At 72.2% G+C, this 18,543-nt stretch carries 18 protein-coding genes and 1 pseudogene; 10 read left to right on the top strand and 9 right to left on the bottom strand.

The window, feature by feature from the left end:
• The 5 genes from folK to P3L51_RS27070 form a co-directional block, all read right to left on the bottom strand.
• Positions 1-595, bottom strand: a 595-nt coding sequence (gene folK / locus P3L51_RS27090; RefSeq protein WP_354607917.1) for a 2-amino-4-hydroxy-6-hydroxymethyldihydropteridine diphosphokinase, incomplete at its 3' end; no start/stop codon positions are given.
• Complete coding sequence (folB, locus tag P3L51_RS27085) at positions 592-951, bottom strand: dihydroneopterin aldolase (RefSeq protein ID WP_354607916.1); 360 nt, start codon at positions 949-951, stop codon at positions 592-594. The genes folB and folK, both read right to left, overlap by 4 nt.
• A 211-nt stretch (positions 952-1,162) precedes the next feature.
• A complete protein-coding gene (locus P3L51_RS27080; protein WP_354607920.1) occupies positions 1,163-1,621 on the bottom strand; it encodes a nuclear transport factor 2 family protein in 459 nt (152 codons plus the stop codon).
• A 5-nt stretch (positions 1,622-1,626) separates the two neighbouring features.
• Complete coding sequence (gene folP, locus P3L51_RS27075; protein WP_354607915.1) at positions 1,627-2,493, bottom strand: dihydropteroate synthase; 867 nt, start codon at positions 2,491-2,493, stop codon at positions 1,627-1,629.
• A gap of 87 nt (positions 2,494-2,580) precedes the next feature.
• The gene (locus P3L51_RS27070; protein ID WP_354607914.1) at positions 2,581-3,753 is read right to left on the bottom strand and encodes an ABC transporter ATP-binding protein; all 1,173 of its coding nucleotides are present in this window, start codon (positions 3,751-3,753) and stop codon (positions 2,581-2,583) included.
• Between the two features lie 143 nt (positions 3,754-3,896).
• On the opposite strand from P3L51_RS27070, the gene P3L51_RS27065 reads away from it, so the two are divergent.
• The 4 genes from P3L51_RS27065 (at position 3,897) to P3L51_RS27050 (ending at position 7,790) form a co-directional block, all read left to right on the top strand.
• The gene (locus P3L51_RS27065; RefSeq protein WP_354607913.1) at positions 3,897-4,634 is read left to right on the top strand and encodes an ABC transporter permease; all 738 of its coding nucleotides are present in this window, start codon (positions 3,897-3,899) and stop codon (positions 4,632-4,634) included.
• Positions 4,635-4,637: 3 nt separating this feature from the next.
• Positions 4,638-5,405, top strand: coding sequence for an ABC transporter permease (locus P3L51_RS27060; protein WP_354607912.1), 768 nt, complete (start codon positions 4,638-4,640; stop codon positions 5,403-5,405).
• 103 nt (positions 5,406-5,508) lie between these two features.
• On the top strand, positions 5,509-6,483 hold the full coding sequence (locus P3L51_RS27055; protein WP_354607911.1) for an ABC transporter substrate-binding protein: 975 nt from the start codon (positions 5,509-5,511) through the stop codon (positions 6,481-6,483).
• Positions 6,484-6,602: 119 nt separating this feature from the next.
• Positions 6,603-7,790 carry a hypothetical protein gene (locus P3L51_RS27050; RefSeq protein ID WP_354607910.1) on the top strand — a complete coding sequence of 396 codons (1,188 nt, stop codon included), beginning with the start codon at positions 6,603-6,605 and terminating at the stop codon, positions 7,788-7,790.
• Between the two features lie 36 nt (positions 7,791-7,826).
• On the opposite strand, the gene P3L51_RS27045 is transcribed toward P3L51_RS27050, so the two are convergent.
• Both P3L51_RS27045 and P3L51_RS27040 read right to left on the bottom strand, forming a co-directional pair.
• Positions 7,827-8,978 (bottom strand): NADH-quinone oxidoreductase subunit D, encoded by a 1,152-nt coding sequence (locus P3L51_RS27045; RefSeq protein ID WP_354607909.1) that lies wholly within the window; start codon positions 8,976-8,978, stop codon positions 7,827-7,829.
• The gene (locus tag P3L51_RS27040) at positions 8,975-9,940 is read right to left on the bottom strand and encodes an SAM-dependent methyltransferase (protein WP_354607919.1); all 966 of its coding nucleotides are present in this window, start codon (positions 9,938-9,940) and stop codon (positions 8,975-8,977) included. Before P3L51_RS27040 ends, P3L51_RS27045 begins: the two co-directional genes overlap by 4 nt.
• A 174-nt stretch (positions 9,941-10,114) precedes the next feature.
• Between P3L51_RS27040 and P3L51_RS27035 the strand changes: the two genes are divergently transcribed.
• The 3 genes and pseudogenes from P3L51_RS27035 to P3L51_RS27025 all read left to right on the top strand — a co-directional run.
• Positions 10,115-11,317 carry a sensor histidine kinase gene (locus P3L51_RS27035; RefSeq protein ID WP_354607908.1) on the top strand — a complete coding sequence of 401 codons (1,203 nt, stop codon included), beginning with the start codon at positions 10,115-10,117 and terminating at the stop codon, positions 11,315-11,317.
• A 102-nt stretch (positions 11,318-11,419) separates the two neighbouring features.
• Positions 11,420-12,097, top strand: a complete 678-nt coding sequence (locus tag P3L51_RS27030; RefSeq protein WP_354607907.1) for a response regulator transcription factor — start codon at positions 11,420-11,422, stop codon at positions 12,095-12,097.
• Positions 12,097-12,697: pseudogene (locus P3L51_RS27025) on the top strand (AAA family ATPase); the annotation flags it as partial. The gene P3L51_RS27030 and the pseudogene P3L51_RS27025, both read left to right, overlap by 1 nt.
• 75 nt (positions 12,698-12,772) lie before the next feature.
• Here the strand turns inward: P3L51_RS27025 and P3L51_RS27020 are convergent.
• Both P3L51_RS27020 and P3L51_RS27015 read right to left on the bottom strand, forming a co-directional pair.
• On the bottom strand, positions 12,773-13,864 hold the full coding sequence (locus P3L51_RS27020) for a DUF5937 family protein (RefSeq protein WP_354607906.1): 1,092 nt from the start codon (positions 13,862-13,864) through the stop codon (positions 12,773-12,775).
• A gap of 54 nt (positions 13,865-13,918) precedes the next feature.
• Positions 13,919-15,133, bottom strand: coding sequence for a threonine aldolase family protein (locus P3L51_RS27015; RefSeq protein ID WP_354607905.1), 1,215 nt, complete (start codon positions 15,131-15,133; stop codon positions 13,919-13,921).
• Between the two features lie 155 nt (positions 15,134-15,288).
• Here P3L51_RS27015 and P3L51_RS27010 point away from each other — a divergent pair, with 155 nt between their 5' ends.
• The 3 genes from P3L51_RS27010 to P3L51_RS27000 all read left to right on the top strand — a co-directional run.
• Positions 15,289-16,230 (top strand): Rossmann-like and DUF2520 domain-containing protein, encoded by a 942-nt coding sequence (locus P3L51_RS27010; RefSeq protein WP_354607904.1) that lies wholly within the window; start codon positions 15,289-15,291, stop codon positions 16,228-16,230.
• Positions 16,227-17,282 carry a pantoate--beta-alanine ligase gene (panC, locus tag P3L51_RS27005; protein ID WP_435594533.1) on the top strand — a complete coding sequence of 352 codons (1,056 nt, stop codon included), beginning with the start codon at positions 16,227-16,229 and terminating at the stop codon, positions 17,280-17,282. Before P3L51_RS27010 ends, panC begins: the two co-directional genes overlap by 4 nt.
• Positions 17,279-18,543, top strand: a 1,265-nt coding sequence (locus P3L51_RS27000; RefSeq protein WP_354607903.1) for an L-aspartate oxidase, incomplete at its 3' end; no start/stop codon positions are given. The genes panC and P3L51_RS27000, both read left to right, overlap by 4 nt.

Here is an 18,543-nt window from a genome sequence, read left to right as displayed (position 1 = left end):
AGTCGGGCAGGCGGAGTTCCAGGTCCGCGCGCGGCTCGACGCCGTCCTGCTCCACGACGGCGAGCAGTTCGGAGACCGTACCCCGCCCGGTCAGCAGCGCCTCGGGCTCCACGTCGTGCCAGGGCACCAGCACGAAGGCCCGCTGGTGGGCGCGCGGGTGCGGCAGGGTGAGCACCGGGTCGTCCGAGACGACGTCCGCGTACGCCACGATGTCGACGTCGATCGTGCGCGGCCCCCAACGCTCCACGCGGACGCGGTCGAAGGCCTCCTCGACGGCCTGGGCGCGCTCCAGCAGGGACGAGGGCGGCAGCGTGGTCTTCACCACGACGACGGCGTTGAAGTACGAGGGCTGGGAGCCCGGTTCGACGCCCCAGGGCGCCGTCTCGTACACCGGCGACACCGCCTTGACCCGCAGGCCCGGGGTGTCCTCCAGCGCGTCGATGGCGCCCTGGAGGGTCTCCAGCCGGTTGCCGAGGTTGGACCCGAGGCTGATCACGGCGCGCTTCGGGTTGGACAGGGTGATGTCCGCCGCGTCGACCTGCGCCACCACCGAGGCCGGCACCGGCTGGACGGTCGGGTCGCTCTGGGGATTCATACTCGGCTCCGGGTGATGGTGATGGTCACATCGTCGAAGGGCACCGTGATCGGGGCGTCCGGCTTGTGCAGCGTCACCTCGACCTCGTCGACGCCGTCGTGCTTCAGGCACTGGTTCGCGATGCGCTCGGCGAGCGTCTCGATCAGGTCGACCGGCTCGCCCCGCACGACGGCCACGACCTCCTCGGCCACGACTCCGTAATGGACGGTTCTCGTCAGGTCGTCACCGGCCGCGGCGGGGCGGGTGTCGAGGCTCAGCACCAGATCCACGATGAAGGTCTGCCCCTCCTCGCGCTCCCGGGGGAAGACGCCATGGTGCCCACGGGCCTTGAGGCCGCGCAGCGCGAGACGGTCCACGCGAATCACTCCTGCTGTCGTTGGTCAAGTGGGGCACTATGCCGTATGCGGACGGCCGATGTCCCCGGTCGAATCTACTCGCGGGCACCGACACGGCCTGCCCGTGGGGCCTCGGGCGCCGCGGACAGCGTCCGCGACGGGCTCCGTGCGACCGGGAACCGCAGGTAGTTCCGGCAGCACGGGACCGGCCCTCGTAAGGCCCTCTACCCACTCAGGCGGGAGTTTCGTCGTCCTGCTCGTCGTCGGTTTCGGCCAGAACGGGCGAGCCGTGGTGGGACCAGACCCGCCAGCCGTCGTCGGTGCGGCGGAACACGTTCGTCGCGACGACCAGCTGGCCCACGAGCGGGCCGAGCGCGCCGCTCTCCTCGGCCGGTCCGCCGCTGAGGATGTTCTCGGTGCAGGTCACGAGAGCGGTGTCGCCCGCGACGGACACCGCGACATCCGTGAGGAAGAACTGGATGTACTCGGTGTTGGCCATGATCAGCGCGTACGAGCGCAGTACCTCGCCGCGCCCCGAGAGCACCGGCCAGCCCGGATGGACGCAGCTGACGCCGGGGTCGTCGCCGTCCAGCCAGAGCGCGGACAGCCCGTCGAGGTCACCACGCTCCATCGCTTCGTAGAAGGCCGTGTTGAGCGCGGCGACCTGCTCCTTGTCGGTGCCGCTCGGCAGGCTCCTCACCGGGCTCCTTCGACGGCGCGCGCGACGCGGACGGCGTCGGCGGTCGCGCGTACCTCGTGCACCCGCACCGCCCACGCGCCCTCGTGCGCGGCGATCGCCGATACGGCGGCGGAGGCGGCGTCTCTCTCTCGCGCGGGCGGCGGTCCGCCCTCACCGGCCAGTACATGGCCGAGGAACCGCTTGCGGGACGCGGCGACCAGCAGGGGCCCGCCCAGCACCCGCAGGTCCGCCAGGTGGGCCAGCAGAGCGAGATCGTGCTCGGCGGTCTTGGCGAAGCCGAGGCCGGGGTCGATCACCAGGCGCTCGGGGGCGATGCCGCCCGCGACGACCGCCTCCACGCGCTCGCGCAGTTCGGCCACCACCTCGGCGACGACGTCCGTGTAGAGGGCGCGGTTGTTCATGTCCTGGCTGAAACCGCGCCAGTGCATGACGACGAAGGGCACGCCCGCGGCGGCGACGACGGGCACCATGGCCCGGTCCGCGAGGCCGCCGCTGACGTCGTTGACCAGGACGGCGCCGGCGGCCACCGCCCGCTCGGCGACGGATGCCCGCATCGTGTCCACGGACACCGCGACGCCCTCGGAGGCCAGGCCCCGCACGACGGGCACGACGCGCCGCAGTTCCTCGTCCTCGTCGACCCGTGAGGCGCCGGGGCGCGTCGACTCACCGCCGACGTCCACCAGGTCCGCGCCCTCGTTGACCAGATCGAGACCGCGCTTGACGGCGGCGGTGGTGTCGAACCAGCGGCCGCCGTCGGAGAAGGAATCGGGCGTCACGTTGACGACCCCCATGACCGCGCAGCGGTCCCACTCCGGCAGGCCGTCGACCGTGCCCCTTCCGCCCTGCGCGCGCAACGTACTCATACGTCCCACCCTAGGCCCGTACGTGCCCCGGTACGCCCCGCGCCGGGCGGGCGGCCGTCCCTACCGGTGGACGCGGGCAGGTCGTGGTCAGGACGCGGCGATCTGGGCGACGGTCTCCAGCTCCACCTCGGTACGGGGGATGGCGTGCGCGTCCGCGTCGATCGAGCGGCGCAGCGCCTCGTGCAGCCGGGCCGGGGTCAGCACGCCGAGGAAGCGCCCCGTCTCCTCCTTGTCGATGACGGCGATCCAGCCGGCGTCGTGCTGGAGCATCGTGGAGAACGCCTGTTTGAGAGAGGCGCCGACGGGCAGCCAGGCCTCCATACGGCGGGCGTGCTCCCGTACGGTGCCCGAGGAGCCGGTCTGCTCGGTGGAGATCCAGCCGTGCAGATTGTCCTGGGCGTCCAGGACGACCGCCCAGCGCGCGCCCTCCTTGGAAAGCTTCGCGGCGGCGGCCCGCAGCGGGTCGTCGAGATGCAGGACGGGCGGCTGCTCCAGGTCGCCCTCCTCGATCGGCGTGACCGAGAGCCGCTTGAGGCCGCGGTCCGCGCCGACGAAGTCGGCGACGTACGGCGTGGCGGGCGCGCCCAGCACGGCGGCGGGGGCGTCGAACTGCTCGATCCTGCCCTGGCCGTAGACAGCGATCCGGTCACCGAGCCGGACCGCCTCCTCGATGTCGTGGGTGACGAAGAGCACGGTCTTGTTGACGGCGGCCTGGAGCTTCAGGAACTCGTTCTGGAGGTGTTCGCGTACGACGGGGTCGACCGCGCCGAAGGGCTCGTCCATCAGCAGGACGGGCGGGTCGGCGGCCAGTGCCCGTGCCACGCCGACGCGTTGGCGCTGTCCGCCGGAGAGCTGCTCGGGGTAGCGGTCGCCGTAGACGGACGGGTCGAGGCCGACCAGGTCGAGGAGTTCGGCGGCGCGCGCACGGGCCTTCCCGCGCTGCCAGCCCAGGAGATGGGGGACGGTCGCCGTGTTCTCCAGGATCGTCTTGTGCGGGAACAGGCCGACCTGCTGGATCACATAGCCGATCCGGCGCCGGAGCTGGACGGGGTCGATGGTCGATATGTCGTCCCCGTCCACGAATATCCGGCCTTCGGTCGGTTCTATCAACCGGTTGACCATCTTCATGGTGGTGGTCTTGCCGCAGCCCGACGGTCCGACGAGCGTGACCAGCTCGCCCGCTCCGACCTCCAGGCTGAGGTCGTCGACGGCCGTGGTGCCGTCCGGGTACCGCTTGGTGACGTGCTCGAATCGGATCATGATTTCCCCATTGTGACGGGTCTTGTGTGAAGGCAATGTTGCTGGAATGTGGCGGCCTTCCGCGATTGTCAGTGGTCGGGGATAAGGTCGCCCAGACAAAGACACCAGACATACGTTCGGGGAGATAGGGGAGGCGGGGGTGGATGAGCACTCAAAGCTGTCTGGCGGCGAACGAATGGATCTGTGGAGAGTATCTCCGCTCCCGTAGTCAGGAGTTGATCGATGCGACCGTCCAGCACATCTGGATCACAGTCGTCTCGGTCCTCATCGGGCTGCTCGTGGCCTTTCCGCTCGCACTGCTCGCCCGCGGCAAACCGGCTTTCGCCGGCCCCGTGCTCGGACTGACGACCCTGCTCTACACGATCCCGTCGCTGGCGCTGTTCTCGCTGCTCCTGCCCTTCTTCGGGCTGTCGTCCGCGCTGGTGGTCACCGGCCTGGTGCTGTACTCACTGACGATCCTCGTGAGGAACATCATCGCGGGCCTCGAATCCGTCCCCGCGGAAGCCAAGGAGGCGGCCCGCGGGATGGGGTACGGCTCCGGGCGGCTGCTCTGGGAGGTCGAGCTGCCGCTGGCGCTGCCCGCGCTGATGGCCGGTATCCGGATCGCGACGGTCTCGACGATCGCGCTGACGACCGTCGGCTCGATCGTGGGGCGCGGCGGGCTCGGCAATCTCATCGAGGACGCGCTGCCGAGCCTGTTCAAGGCACAGGTGCTCGCCGCCTCCGTGTTGTGCGTGCTGCTGGCGATCACCGCCGACCTGCTGCTCCTCGGAGTCCAGCGGCTGCTCACGCCCTGGACACGCGTACGTACGGGCAAGGGCCCCGCGTCACGCCCGGCGCGCGCGGGCCGTGCCGCCGACCCGGTGAAGGTGGGGGGCTGACCCATGGGAGTTCTTGGCGACGCGTGGACCTGGCTGATGACCGGCTCCAACTGGTCCGGCGAGAGCGGTGCGCTGAACAGGCTCGGCGAGCATGTGTACGTCAGCGGGATCGCGCTCGCGCTCGCCTGCGCGATAGCCCTGCCGACGGCCTTCTACCTCGGGCACATCGGCAAGGGCGGCGCTCTCGCCGTCAACATCTCCAACGTGGGGCGGGCGATCCCGGTCTTCGCCGTGCTCGCCCTGTTCATGCTCTCCCCGCTGCGCAACGCCGGTTATGTGCCGACGATCGTCGCCCTGGTGCTCTTCGCCGTGCCGCCGCTGCTGACCAACGCCTATGTGGGCATGCGTGAGGTGGACCGCGCGGTGCTCGAAGCCGCGAGGGGCATGGGGATGTCCGGACGCCAGCTCTTCCTGCGGGTCGAGCTGCCTCTCGCGTACCCGATGGTGATGACCGGCCTCCGGTCGGCGTCCGTACAGGTGGTCGCCACGGCCACGATCGCGGCGATGGTGGGGCAGGGCGGCCTCGGCCGGATCATCACCGCCGGGTTCAACACCTACGACACCCCCCAGGTGGTCGCCGGCGCGCTCCTGGTGGCGCTGCTCGCTCTGCTCGTCGAGGGAGTGCTCGTGGCGCTGGACCGGGTGCTCGACCCGTCCCCGTCCGCCACCGCGGTCCGGGCACCGGTGCCCGGTGCGGGGGAGGGCGCCGCGGGCGGCGCCCTCGGTACCGACGACTCGCTCCGGCGGGACCGGGTGACGAAAACCGTGTGACATGACGACCGGGTGACACAAGCGTGTGACACGAACAACCGTGTGACGACCGACTTCTCGGCCTCCTCTCTCAGGCAGGCCTCTCTACGGATGGTGAACTTTCATGAGCAAGACCTCGCGCATGGCGGGTGCGGTACTTGGCGTTGTCGCGCTGACCGGGTCCCTCGCCGCGTGCGGCGGCGACAGCCTGGAATCGGACGGTGGCTCGGACAAGGGCTCGGGCTCCGAAAAGAAGGGCTCCCTCGTCGTCGGCGCCGCGGCTTTCACCGAGTCCAAGGTGCTCGCCGAGCTCTACGCGCAGATCCTCGGTGACGGCGGGTACGACGCCTCCGTCACCACGGTGAAGAACCGCGAGCTGTACGAGCCGTCCCTGGAGAAGGGTGAGATCGACGTCGTCCCCGAATACGCGGCGACGCTCACCGAATTCCTCAACGCCAAGGTGAACGGCGCGGACGAGGCCGTGAAGAAGCCGCTCGCCTCCAGCGACGCGGACGCCACGGTCGCCGCCCTCCAGAAGCTGGCCGAGCCGCGCGGGCTGAAGGTGCTCCCCGCCGGCAAGGCGGTCGACCAGAACGCCTTCGCCGTGACCAAGGAGTACGCCGAGAAGAACAAGCTCAAGACGCTCTCGGATCTGGGCGCCTCGAAGCTCAAGGTGAAGATCGCCGCGGGTGACGAGTGCGAGGTACGGCCGTTCTGCGCGCCCGGTCTCAAAGAGACGTACGGGATCGACGTCACCGGTATCGACCCGCAGGGTGTCGGCACTCCGCAGGCCAAGCAGGCGGTGAAGGACGGCAAGGACCAGCTGGTCCTCAGCACCACCACCGACGGCACGCTCGACAGCTTCGGTCTGGTGGTCCTGGAGGACGACAAGAAGCTGCAGAACGCGGACAACGTACTTCCCGTGGTCAATGCCAAGGACGCCGGTTCCCAGGAGATAGCGGACCTTCTCGGCAAGCTCACCGACACCCTCACGACAGAGGATCTCGCGAAGCTCAACCTGAAGGTCGACGCGGAGCGCGCGAAGCCCGCCGATGTCGCCAAGGAGTATCTGGAGTCCAAAGACCTGATCGGCAAGTAGGCAGGAAGCGGGAGGAAGTCCGGCGGGAAGTAGAGGGACGGGAGTGGAGTCGGCAACGGACGGGGAAAGATTGTCCGGCCGACCCCCATTCCGCGCCCACGCGCGGTAAATTTCGGGCCATGCCACGTGGACGCCACCGCCATTCCCCGCCCCTCCACAGGATTCTGCCGCCGTCGGCCGTAGCCGGGGCCGCGGCTCTGTGCGCCGCGAGTGCCTGGCTCCTCGCGGAGCCCGTGGCGCTTCGCGGCCTGGTGGTCGTCACCGCCGCCACGGCCGCCACCGGTGCCTATCTGATGCGCAGTTGGGACCGGGCCGCGGGCCGGCGCGTCGCCGAGCTGTTGCGGGCGGAGGCGAGCGAGGAGTGGAAGACCGAGGAACGAATAGCCGAACTCGAAGCCGATGCCGACGAGTCGCGTGAGATTCGCACCCGGCTCGACAGCAAGCTGCGCGCCAAGCGGGTGGAACTCGCGAAGCTGCGCGGTGAGCACGCCGCTCTCCTGCGGCGGTACGCCACGGCGGAGACCGCCCGCGCCAGCGCGCTGGAGGGCACCCGGCAGCTCGCCATCGAAGCGTCCCGCGAGCCCAAGGCGCTGCTCCCCGCGGGCAGTACGTCCAGCACGTCGGTCTACCACCGTGCGGCGCGGGCCCTGGAGGACCTGACGCGCAACGGGGCCCTTCAGCACACGAAGCGGATCCTCGAAGACGCCCGCCGGCGTGAACTCGCCGAGCGCGCGGCCCGCGAGGCCGCGGCGGACGAGGAGCGGGCGAGGCGGGCCGCGAAGGCCGAGGAGAAGGCCCGAGCCGAGAAGGCCGAGCAGGAGAAGGCGGACAGGAAGCGTCGCGCGGCGGCGGAAGCGGCGGCAGCCGCCGAGCACACGCGCCCGTCGTCCGCGCTTCCGTTGAAGGCCCGGCCGATGTCGTCCCTGCCCGCGACCCGCCCCCATCCGGGCGCGTCGGCGATCGTCCCGTACAACCGACGGCACCGGCTGCAGCGGGGTCCCGAGGGAGGTTTCGACTTCTTCGGTACGCAGAAGGACGGTTCCGCGGTGGACGGTCCGACCACGGGCGACGCGACGGAGGACGGCTCGGCCGACCCGGCGGCCGTGGACACCGGGGCCGGCCGGCCCGAGCCGGCGCAGCTGGAGCGGGCGCAGCGCGAGGACCTCGCCGATGTGGCCGGCGAGGAGGCCCTGGCCGTACAGCACAGGACCGAGGACCGGGCGGTGGGCCAGGTCATCGACCTGACCGAGCACGACGAGAGCGAGCCGCTGCCGCGGGGGCAACTGCGCAGCGCGATCGGTTCTTGAGGGCTGTTCTGCCGGGCCGGAAAAACGGTCGAGGCGCTACTTGTCGATGTCGCCGACGACGAAGAAGAGTGATCCGAGGATCGCCACCATGTCGGCGACCAGGGTGCCCGGCAGCAACTCCGTGAGGGCCTGGATGTTGTTGAAGGACGCCGAGCGCAGCTTCAGCCGGTACGGGGTCTTCTCGCCCTTCGACACCAGGTAGTAGCCGTTGATGCCCAGCGGATTCTCGGTCCAGGCGTACGTGTGTCCCTCGGGCGCCTTGAGGACCTTGGGCAGCCGCTGGTTGATCGGACCGGGCTCCAGATCGGTGATCCGGTCCAGGCACGCGTCCGCGAGATCAAGCGAGTTGTGGGTCTGGCCCAGCAGGCACTCGAAGCGGGCCAGACAGTCGCCGCCCTCGCGGGTGACGACCTTCAGCGTGTCCTGGAGTTCGCCGTACGCGAGATACGGCTCGTCGCGGCGCAGGTCGAAGTCGACGCCCGAGGCCCGCGCGATCGGCCCCGAAACCCCGTACGCGTGGACGGCGTTCGCCGAGAGGACCCCCACGCCCCGGGTGCGGCCCCGGAAGATCTCGTTGCCGAGGACCAGCCTGTCGTACACGTCCATCCGCGAACGGACCTCGGACACCGCGTGCCTGGCGCGGCCGAGCCAGCCCGCGGGCAGGTCCTCCTTGAGACCGCCGACGCGGTTGAACATGAAGTGCATCCGGCCGCCGGAGACCTCCTCCATGACGGCCTGAAGCTCCTCGCGCTCCCGGAAGGCGTGGAACACCGGGGTGATCCCGCCCAGTTCGAGGGGGTAGGAGCCGAGGAACATCAGATGGTTGAGCATCCGGTTCAGCTCGGCGAGCAGCGTCCGGGTCCAGACGGCGCGCTGCGGCACCTCCATACCGAGCATGCGCTCGACGGCCATCACCACACCCAGCTCGTTGGAGAACGCCGACAGCCAGTCGTGGCGGTTGGCGAGCATGATGATCTGGCGGTAGTCGCGCGCCTCGAACAGCTTCTCGGCGCCGCGGTGCATGTAGCCGATGACCGGCTCGGCGTGCCGGATCACCTCGCCGTCGAGCACCAGGCGCAGTCGGAGCACACCGTGCGTGGAGGGGTGCTGGGGCCCGATGTTGAGCACCATGTCCGTGCTCTCGGCCGCGCCGCCGATGCCGACCGTCGTGCGGGTGGTCTCCGTCATGCGGCCCAGTCTCTCAGAGCCGTACCGACGGGCCGCAGCAGCCAGCCGAAGTCGCCGAGGCCGCCGCGGGCGGTCAGTTCGGCGGCCTGGCCGGCGGTGGCGAGCGCGCGTACGTAGGAGGCGGGGTCGGTCGTGGCGAGGGAGAGCGGCGGGCGCTCACCGCTTACACCGAGGCGGTGCAGGGCCTCGCGCTGGCTCAGTACGAAGGCCGCGCCGCCACTCGCGCTCTCCAGGGCGTCGACCGCCGCGCACGCGTCCAGCGCCACATGGGCGGTGATGTCGCAGCCGCCGTCCGGCACGGGCCGTACCTCGCGCCCGTCCCGGAATCCGGTCAGCGTCCCGAACAGCGGCCGGTCGCCCCGTACATGCGCGTAGTCGACGGCCACCGCCAGCCCCCGGTCCAGCGTCGCCACGGCGGCGGCCCACGCCTCGTCACGGGTACGGCCGATCTCCGCACGGGCGCCCGGCTCCGTCATCGGCCACCAGCGCGCCAGCCAAGCGGCGTCCGGGCCGTCGACCGGGGCGCCGGGCCGCTCCGTACCGTCGGGGCCGACCAGGACGTACCGCACCGTCCCGTCGGGGCCGGTCTCGGCGACGTCCACCGGCACGTTGTCCAGCCACTCGTTGGCGAACAGCAGCCCCCGGACACCGGCGGGGGGCCTGTCGGTCCACTCGACGCGCGGATCGAGTCCCGGCGGGCGCGCGGCGCGTTCGACGGCGTACGGCTGTACGGCCAGCCCCTCCGGTACGGCGGCCAGGACCCCCGTCAGCAGCTCCCCGCGCCCCGCCCCGACGTCGACCAGCGCGATCTCGTCGGTGTCCAGCGCCTCGGCGGTCGCCACCAGCAGCCGCGCGACGGCCGACGCGAAGAGCGGGGAGGCGTGGACGGAGGTGCGGAAGTGCCCCGCGGGCCCCTCAGGGCGCCGGTAGAAGCCCTCGGGGCCGTACAGCGCGCTCTCCATGGCCGCGGCCCAGCCACGCGCCTCCACGGCGCACGGAGCCCCGTGGGCCTCCTCGCACTTACACGTCTCATCCGTCACAGGGCCAAGTCTCCACCTTGGGGAGTACGTCCCGGCCGACCGGATCGGCCCTCCGGTTGACCCTTCTACCTCTGCGGCTTCCCTACGCTGGGCTACGTGCAGCGCCTCTATGACTTTCTCCGCAGACACCCGACGGGCGTCGACAGCTTCTGGGCTGTGGTCCTCGTCGGGTTTTCCCTGCTGTGGGTGGGGGTGGAGCAGGACGTCGGCAACCAGCAGCCCTTCGTCCCGGCGGTGCTCGTCCTGCTGCTGTCGCTGACCGTGGCGCTGCGGCGGCGGGCCCCGGACAAGATGCTGCTGCTCGTGGCCGGGCTGGGGGTGCTCCAGCTCCTGACGAACGTGCGGCCCAACCCGGGCGACTTCGCCATGCTGGCCCTCATCTACACGGTCTCCGCCCGGGGCGGCCCGCGCTGGGCCACACAGCTGGGGCTGATCGGCGGCCTGGCGGCGGCGCCGCTGGCGCAACTGCGCTGGCCCACGACCGAGGCCAGCCTCAGCGGGCAGGTCTTCCTCACCGTCGTGCTGGCCGTGCCCTTCGCGCTCGCCTGGGTGCTCGGCGACTCCATCCGTACCCGCCGCGCCTACTTCGCCCAGCTGGAGGAGCGCGCCACCCGGCTGGAGAAGGAGCGCGAGGCACAGGCCAAGGTGGCCGTCGCCGCCGAGCGCGCCCGGATCGCCCGCGAGCTGCACGACGTCGTCGCGCACAACGTGTCGGTGATGGTCGTGCAGGCCGACGGCGCCGCCTACGTCCTGGACGCCGCGCCCGAGCAGGCCAGACAGGCCTTGGAGACCATCTCGGGCACCGGACGGCAGGCGCTGGCGGAGATGCGCCGGCTGCTCGGTGTGCTGCGGACCGGGGACGTCAAGGAGAGCGGCGAGTACGTGCCGCAGCCCGACGTCCAGCAGATAGAGGACCTGGTCGAGCAGGTGCGGTCGGCGGGGCTCACCGTGGACTTCAAGGTCGAGGGCACTCCCCGGTCGCTGCCGAGCGGCGTGGAGCTCACCGCGTACCGGATCGTGCAGGAAGCCCTGACGAACAGCCGCAAGCACGGTGGACCCGATGTGGGAGCCAGCGTGCGTCTGGTCTACTTCGACGACGGGCTCGGACTCCTGGTGGAGGACGACGGGCGCGGCGCGGGCCACGAGCTGTACGTGGACGGCGGCGCGGACGGCCGGGGGCACGGTCTCATCGGGATGCGGGAGCGCGTCGGCATGGTCGGCGGCACGCTCGACGCGGGGCCGCGGCCGGGGGGCGGCTTCCGGATCAGCGCGCTGCTGCCGCTGAAGCCCGCGCATTGAGCCACGGACCGCGCCGCGCACCAAGCCACTCCACGCCACTTCACTTCACGCACGCACCGAACCGCCACCGACTGCCGGACCCAACGGACAAGGAACCCGCCGATGTCGATCCGAGTGATGCTCGTCGACGACCAGATGCTGCTGCGCACCGGTTTTCGCATGGTGCTGGCCGCACAGCCGGACATGGAGGTCGTCGCGGAGGCGGGCGACGGCGCGGAGGCGATCGAGAATCTGCGCGCCACGGCAGTGGACGTCGTCCTCATGGACGTGCGCATGCCACGGCTGGACGGCGTGGAGGCGACCCGGCGCATCTGCGCGGAGCCCGGCGCGCCCAAGGTGCTCATCCTGACGACGTTCGACCTCGACGAGTACGCCTTCTCGGGGCTCAAGGCGGGCGCCAGCGGCTTCATGCTCAAGGACGTGCCGCCGTCCGAGCTGCTGACCGCGATCCGCGCCGTGCACAGCGGTGACGCGGTCGTCGCGCCGTCCACGACGCGGCGGCTGCTCGACCGCTTCTCGGCGATGCTGCCGAGCGGCAAGGAGAACAAGGCGGCCAACGGCGCGCTGGAACGGCTGACGGGCCGCGAGCGCGAGGTGATGCTGCTGGTCGCCCAGGGCCTGTCGAACGGCGAGATCGCCGCCCGGCTGGTGCTCTCCGAGGCGACCGTGAAGACGCACGTCGGCCGCATCCTCACCAAGCTAGCTCTGCGCGACCGGGTGCAGGTCGTGGTGCTCGCCTACGAGTCGGGGCTGGTGCGCGCCGGGGGCGGAGCCGTCTGATCCTCCTGTGGCTCAACGGGCCCTTCGGCGGCGGGAAGGCGCAGACCGCGCACGAGATCGCCCGGCGGCTGCCGGGCAGCGTCGTCCGCGATCCCGGGCAGGTCGGGTTCAGGCTGCACCGCATGACGCCCGCCGGGCTCCGGGGAACTTCCAGGACCCGCCTGCCTGGCGCCAGGGGGTCCACGACGTACTCGACCTGGCACTGCGCGAGCACGACGGCACGGTGATCGTCCCCATGACTCTCGTGGACGACGGCTACTTGGAGATCGTCGGGCGGTTGCGCGAAGAGGGGCACGGCGTACGCCACTTCGCGCCGCTCGCCGCGCGCGAGACCGTCCTGAAGAGGCTCACCGAGCGCGGGCCGGGGGGCTCGGACTCAAGCGGGGGAGTTTCGCCGTCGCCGAGCTGGACCACTGTCTGGAGCGGTTGTCCCGGCCGGAGTTCGGCGAGCACATCCGTACCGACGGCGTGACGGTCCCTCAGGTCGCCGACATCGCCGACATCGCCGACGTCGTCACCGCGTCGGTGGGGCTGCGCCTCGCGGCGAACACCGACGGCGCGCTCCGCCACCGACCGCGACGCGTCTTGACCGGCGTCAAGCAACATCCGCCTCGACTGGGCCCGCCAGAGCCCCCTGAGCCCGCCGTGGCCGCGTTCTCGCGCGGCCCCGGGGCGTCACCGCAGCACGCCCTCCAGGAAGTCGCTGCCGAGCCGGGCCACGAGGGTCACGTCCAGCTGGTGCAGCACGTAGCGCCCCCGGCGGCGGGTCGTCAGCAGCCCCGCCTTGCGCATCACGGAGAGATGCCGGGACACCTCCGGTGCCGTGATCCCGTACGCGTCGGCCAGCTCGCCGGTCGTGTACGAGCCCCGCGCGAGACTCCGGCAAAGCCTCATCCGCATGGGGTGCGCGACCGCCTCCAGCCGCAGTTTGACCACCTCCACGGAGGGCGCGCCGCCCGACGGCTCCGGGCTGCCCACCGGGTACTGGACGACCGGCTGCCAGCCGGGCGCGTACAGCGCGATCAGATGCGGCCAGCCGAAGGCGGTCGGCAGGAAGGTCAGGCCGGATCCGGCGGCGCTCGTACGGCCCGAGGAGAGCTTGTCCACGACGACGGCGGTGACCGGTCCCGTCTCCTGGAGACTCACGGCGGACGAGACGGCGGCGACGGCCTCCGCGAGGCCCTTGTGCCGCAGCAGCTCGGTCTTGTGCCGGGCGTCGGCGGCCAGCTGGACCCGGACGCGCCGCCAGGTGTCGGCGAAGAACGCCTCGTCGCAGTCCTCCAGCAGCCGACGTATCCACGCCCGGACGGCGGGCGGGTCGGCCAGCATGCGCCGTATGAACGCGGACTGGCGCGGCCCGCGCGCCGCCGCCAGCTCCAGTACGCGCTCGCGCGTCCCGGCGTCCACGAGCGGGGACGGCGCGCCCGTGTCGTACTGACTGGCGCAGGAGATCTCCAGCGCCGCCGCCACGTACTGCTCGTCCGGCATCGTGTCGAGATCGTCCAGCTCCTCGGCCAGCGTCTCGCGGAGGCGGGCGGGCAGCAGGATGTCGGAGCGCGTCGAGCGCCACAGGAAATCCGCCTCGTGCAGCCGGTCGGCCAGCTCCGGCTTCAGACCCGCGGACGTGGCCGTGACCCAGCCGTGGAGCCGGGCGTGGTGGCCGGGCTCCGACAGCGCGTGCAGGGCCGCGCCCAGCTCGGCGAGCGGGGACGGTCCGAAGACGATCCGCTCGTGGGGCAGCCCGGTGATGTCGATGGTCACGCTCATGGACCCATGCTGCACGCCACCACTGACAGCGCGGCGGACGATTGACGGCCCCGGTCAATCGGCGGGCCCGTCGGCGAGATCGTCGACGCGCCCGTTCTCCGCCTCCACCCGCGCCATGAACTCCCGTACGGCCTGCCGGACATCGTCCGCCGTCCACTCCAGCCCGGCCGCCCCCACCGTCACCTCCGTGACCGCCACACCCGGCGGCCCCGCGCCCGAGTCGAACCAGCGGCGGAACAGCGTCACACCGGTCTCCTCCGCCTGGCGCACCGCCGCCTCGCTCAGCAGCCGCGCTCCGTACGGAAGCCACACCTGGAACTGGTGGGTATGAGGCCGCCGCGGATGCACCCGGAACCACGGCGCGAGCGGCCCGGCGGCCGACCCCGGCGCCGACTCCGCGAACCCCTCCGCCAGCGCCGCCGCGACCACCCGCGCGTGGTCGACGTACGACGGCAGCCGCGGCAGCTCCCGTTCCAGCCCCAGCAGAGCGGACAGCGCCGCCGGATACTGCTGGAAGACCTGCCCTCCGTACCGATGCCGCCACACCCGCGCCTCCTCGACCACCGCCGAAGGCCCCACGAGCATCGCCCCGGACATCCCGTCCAGGGACTTGTAGAAGGACACGTACACGCTGTCCGCGAGCCCCGCGATCTCCTTGAGCGGGCGGCCGAAGTGCGTCACGCACTCCCACAGCCTCGCGCCGTCGAAGTGCACCACGGCGTCGCGCTCGCGCGCCGCCGCCACCACGGCCACGAGCTCGTCCCATGTCGGCAGCACGAACCCGGCGTCGCGCAGCGGCAGTTCCAGCATCAGCGTGCCGAACGGCTCGTCCGCCGCCTGGATCTCGTCGGCCGTCGGCAGCCGGGGCTCGGACGTCGGATGGATCGTACGGAGGCCGCTCACGGCCGACAGGGCGCCGCCCTCGTGGACCTCCGGGTGCGCCAGCGGATGCAGGGCCACGGTCGCGTTCCCGGTGCGCCCCGCCCAGCACCGGAGCGCGACCTGCTGCGCCATGGTCCCGGTCGGGAAGAAGGCGGCGGCCGGGAAGCCGAGGAGGGACGCCACCCGGCTCTCCAGTTCGGCGACGACCCCGCCCCCGTACACGTCCGTCCATTCGTCCAGGTCGTAGACCGACGACGCGTCGGCCGCCAGCGTGGCCAGCCGCTCACCGACGGGCCGGTCGGCGGAGCTTCGCCAGAGCGTCCGTCCGGAGGCGTGCCAGGCGGCCAGCCGCCGCCGTCGTTCGTCCTGCTCGCTCGTGTCTGCCATGGTGCGATCATCGCCCACGGCGAGTGGCCCGCCCAGCGCTTTCACCGGGGCCGCCCACAGCCTGTGGACAGTCGGGGAATGCCACGAAACGCTGGCGTAGCATGGCGAGAAATCGTCCGGTACCCGTCGCGGACTGGAACGGAAGGCCCCGCCGCGTGAACGCATCAGCAGTTCCCACCGATCCGCGTGACCCCAGGGACAGACCCGCCCGGCTCACGGTCGGAGTCGTCGGATCCGGCCGCGTCGGACCGGCGCTGGCCGCCGCTCTCCAGCTCGCCGGCCACCGTCCGGTCGCCGCGTCGGGCGTCTCCGACGCCTCGGTACGCAGGGCGGCCGTCCTCCTCCCCGACGTGCCCCTCGTGACGCCCGCCGAAGTGCTCGCCCGCGCCGAACTGGTGCTGCTGACCGTCCCGGACGACGCGCTGCCCGGTCTGGTCGAAGGGCTCGCCGAGACCGGAGCCGTACGTCCGGGGCAGCTGCTGGTGCACACGTCCGGGCGGTACGGCACGAAGGTGCTTTCCCCCGCCCTCCACGCGGGCGCGCTGCCGCTCGCGCTCCACCCCGCGATGACGTTCACGGGCACCTCCGTGGACGTCCAGCGGCTGGCGGGCTGCTCCTTCGGGGTCACGGCACCCGAGGAACTGCGCCTGGCCGCCGAGGCGTTGGTCATCGAGATGGGCGGCGAGCCCGAGTGGATCGAGGAGGACGCCCGCCCGCTCTACCACGCGGCACTGGCGCTCGGCGCGAACCACCTGGTCACGCTGGTCGCCCAGTCCATGGAGCTGCTGGGCAAGGCCGGGGTCGCGGCCCCGGACCGCATGCTCGGCCCGCTCCTCGGCGCCGCCCTCGACAACGCGCTGCGCTCCGGCGACGCCGCGCTCACCGGCCCCGTGGCGCGCGGCGACGCGGGCACCGTCGCCGCACATGTCGCCGAGCTGCGCGAGCACGCGCCCGCCGCCGTGCCCGGCTATCTGGCGATGGCCCGTACGACGGCCGACCGGGCACTCGCCCACGGCCTGCTCAAGCCGGCGCTGGCCGAGGACCTGCTGGACGTCCTCGCCGACGGCGACCACCCAGCGGGGAGCGACGACCGATGAGCCTCGAACTGGCCTCCACGCGCGCGGAGCTGGACGGGCTGCTCGCCCGGCACGGCGACGCGCGGACAGCCGCACGGGAAATGACCCCCGCCCCCCGCACCGCCGTCGTCATGACGATGGGCGCCCTCCACGACGGCCACGCCGCGCTCGTACGCGCCGCCCGCGCGCACGTCGGACCGGCCGGCTTCGTCGTCGTCACCGTCTTCGTCAACCCGCTCCAGTTCGGCGCGGGCGAAGACCTCGACCGCTACCCCCGGACCCTCGAATCGGACCTGAAGACCGCCGAGGAGGCGGGCGCCGACGCCGTGTTCGCGCCGTCCGCCGACGAGGTGTACCCGGGCGGCGCGCCCCAGGTGCGGATCTCCGCCGGCCCCATGGGGGAGCGGCTCGAAGGCGCCGTGCGGCCGGGCCACTTCGACGGCATGCTCACCGTCGTCGCGAAGCTGCTGCACCTCACCCGTCCCGACGTCGCCTTCTACGGACAGAAGGACGCCCAGCAACTCGGGCTGATCCGGCGGATGGCCCGCGATCTCAACTTCCCCGTCGAGATCGTCGGGGTGCCCACGGTCCGGGAGGACGACGGTCTCGCGCTGTCCAGCCGCAACCGTTTCCTCTCCACCGCCGAACGCCGGACCGCGCTCGCGCTCTCCCGCGCCCTGTTCGCCGCGCGGGACCGCCTCGGCGCCCAGCACGCGCTGCGCGCCCGCGCGGAGTCCGCGCCCACGTCCAAGGCCCGCGCGGCGGCCCTCTCGGCGCTGGGCGAGGCCCGCGCCGCCGCCGACACCCATGCCGTGGCCCACGCGGCGTCGCGTACGCCCCGGACGCCCGGCTGCGGCGCGCACGCCGTCCGGTCGGCGGCCCGTGTCGTCCTCGACCAGGCGGTCAGGGACAGCCCGTCCCTCACGCTCGACTACCTCGCGCTCGTGGACCCCGCCGACTTCACCGAGGTCCCGGACGACCACACCGGCGACGCGGTCCTCGCCGTGGCCGCGCGGGTCGGCACGACGCGCCTGATCGACAACATCCCCCTGACGTTCGGAGCCGCCCAGTGACCGCCGAGTCCGCACAGTCGGGCCCCGGCCTGCCTGCCGGTATCCAGCTCACCGCGCCCGTGCCCGGCTGGGCCGTCGACGCCGACGTGGTCGTCGTCGGCTCCGGTGTCGCCGGACTCACCACGGCGCTGCGCTGCACGGCGGCCGGGCTCAGGACGGTCGTCGTCACCAAGGCCCGCCTCGACGACGGCTCCACCCGCTGGGCGCAGGGCGGCATCGCCGCCGCCCTCGGCGAGGGCGACACCCCCGAGCAGCACCTGAGCGACACCCTGGTGGCGGGCGCGGGCCTCTGCGACGAGGCGGCCGTACGCACCCTGGTCACCGAAGGGCCCGACGCCGTCCGCCGCCTGATCGGGACCGGCGCGCGGTTCGACACCTCCGAGACGGGCGATCTCCAGCTGACCCGCGAGGGCGGCCACCACCGCCGCCGTATCGCCCACGCGGGCGGAGACGCGACCGGCGCGGAGATCTCCCGCGCCCTCGTGGACGCGGTGCGCGACGCCTCCCTGCGTACGGTCGAGAACGCGCTGGTCCTCGACCTCCTCACGGATGAGCACGGCAACACCTCCGGCGTCACCCTCCATGTGATGGGCGAGGGCCAGCACGACGGCGTCGGAGCCGTCCGCGCCCCAGCCGTCGTCCTGGCCACCGGCGGTATGGGCCAGGTCTTCTCGGCGACGACCAACCCCGCCGTCTCCACCGGCGACGGCGTGGCTCTCGCGCTGCGCGCCGGCGCGAAGGTCTCCGACCTCGAATTCGTGCAGTTCCACCCGACGGTGCTCTTCCTCGGCGCCGGATCGGAGGGCCAGCAGCCGCTGGTGTCCGAGGCGGTACGGGGCGAGGGCGCCCATCTCGTGGACGCCGACGGGGTCCGCTTCATGCTCGACCAGCACGAACTCGCCGAGCTGGCGCCCCGCGACATCGTCGCCAAGGGCATCACGCGCCGCATGCAGGAGCGGGGCGCCGAGCACATGTATCTGGACGCCAGGCACTTCGGTGCCCAGATGTGGGCCACCCGCTTCCCCACGATCCTCGCCGCCTGCCGGTCGCACGGCATCGACCCGGTCACCGAGCCGATCCCGGTCGCGCCCGCCGCGCACTACGCGTCCGGCGGCGTCGTCACGGACCTGCGCGGCCGTACGAGCGTGCCGGGCCTGTACGCGTGCGGCGAGGTGGCCTGCACGGGCGTGCACGGCGCGAACCGGCTGGCGTCCAACTCCCTTCTCGAAGGGCTGGTGTTCGCCGAGCGCATCGCGGCGGA

The organism is Streptomyces panacea (genome assembly GCF_040560175.1).
GTDB lineage: Bacteria > Actinomycetota > Actinomycetes > Streptomycetales > Streptomycetaceae > Streptomyces > Streptomyces panacea.
This window is presented reverse-complemented; position numbering and strand designations above follow the sequence as displayed.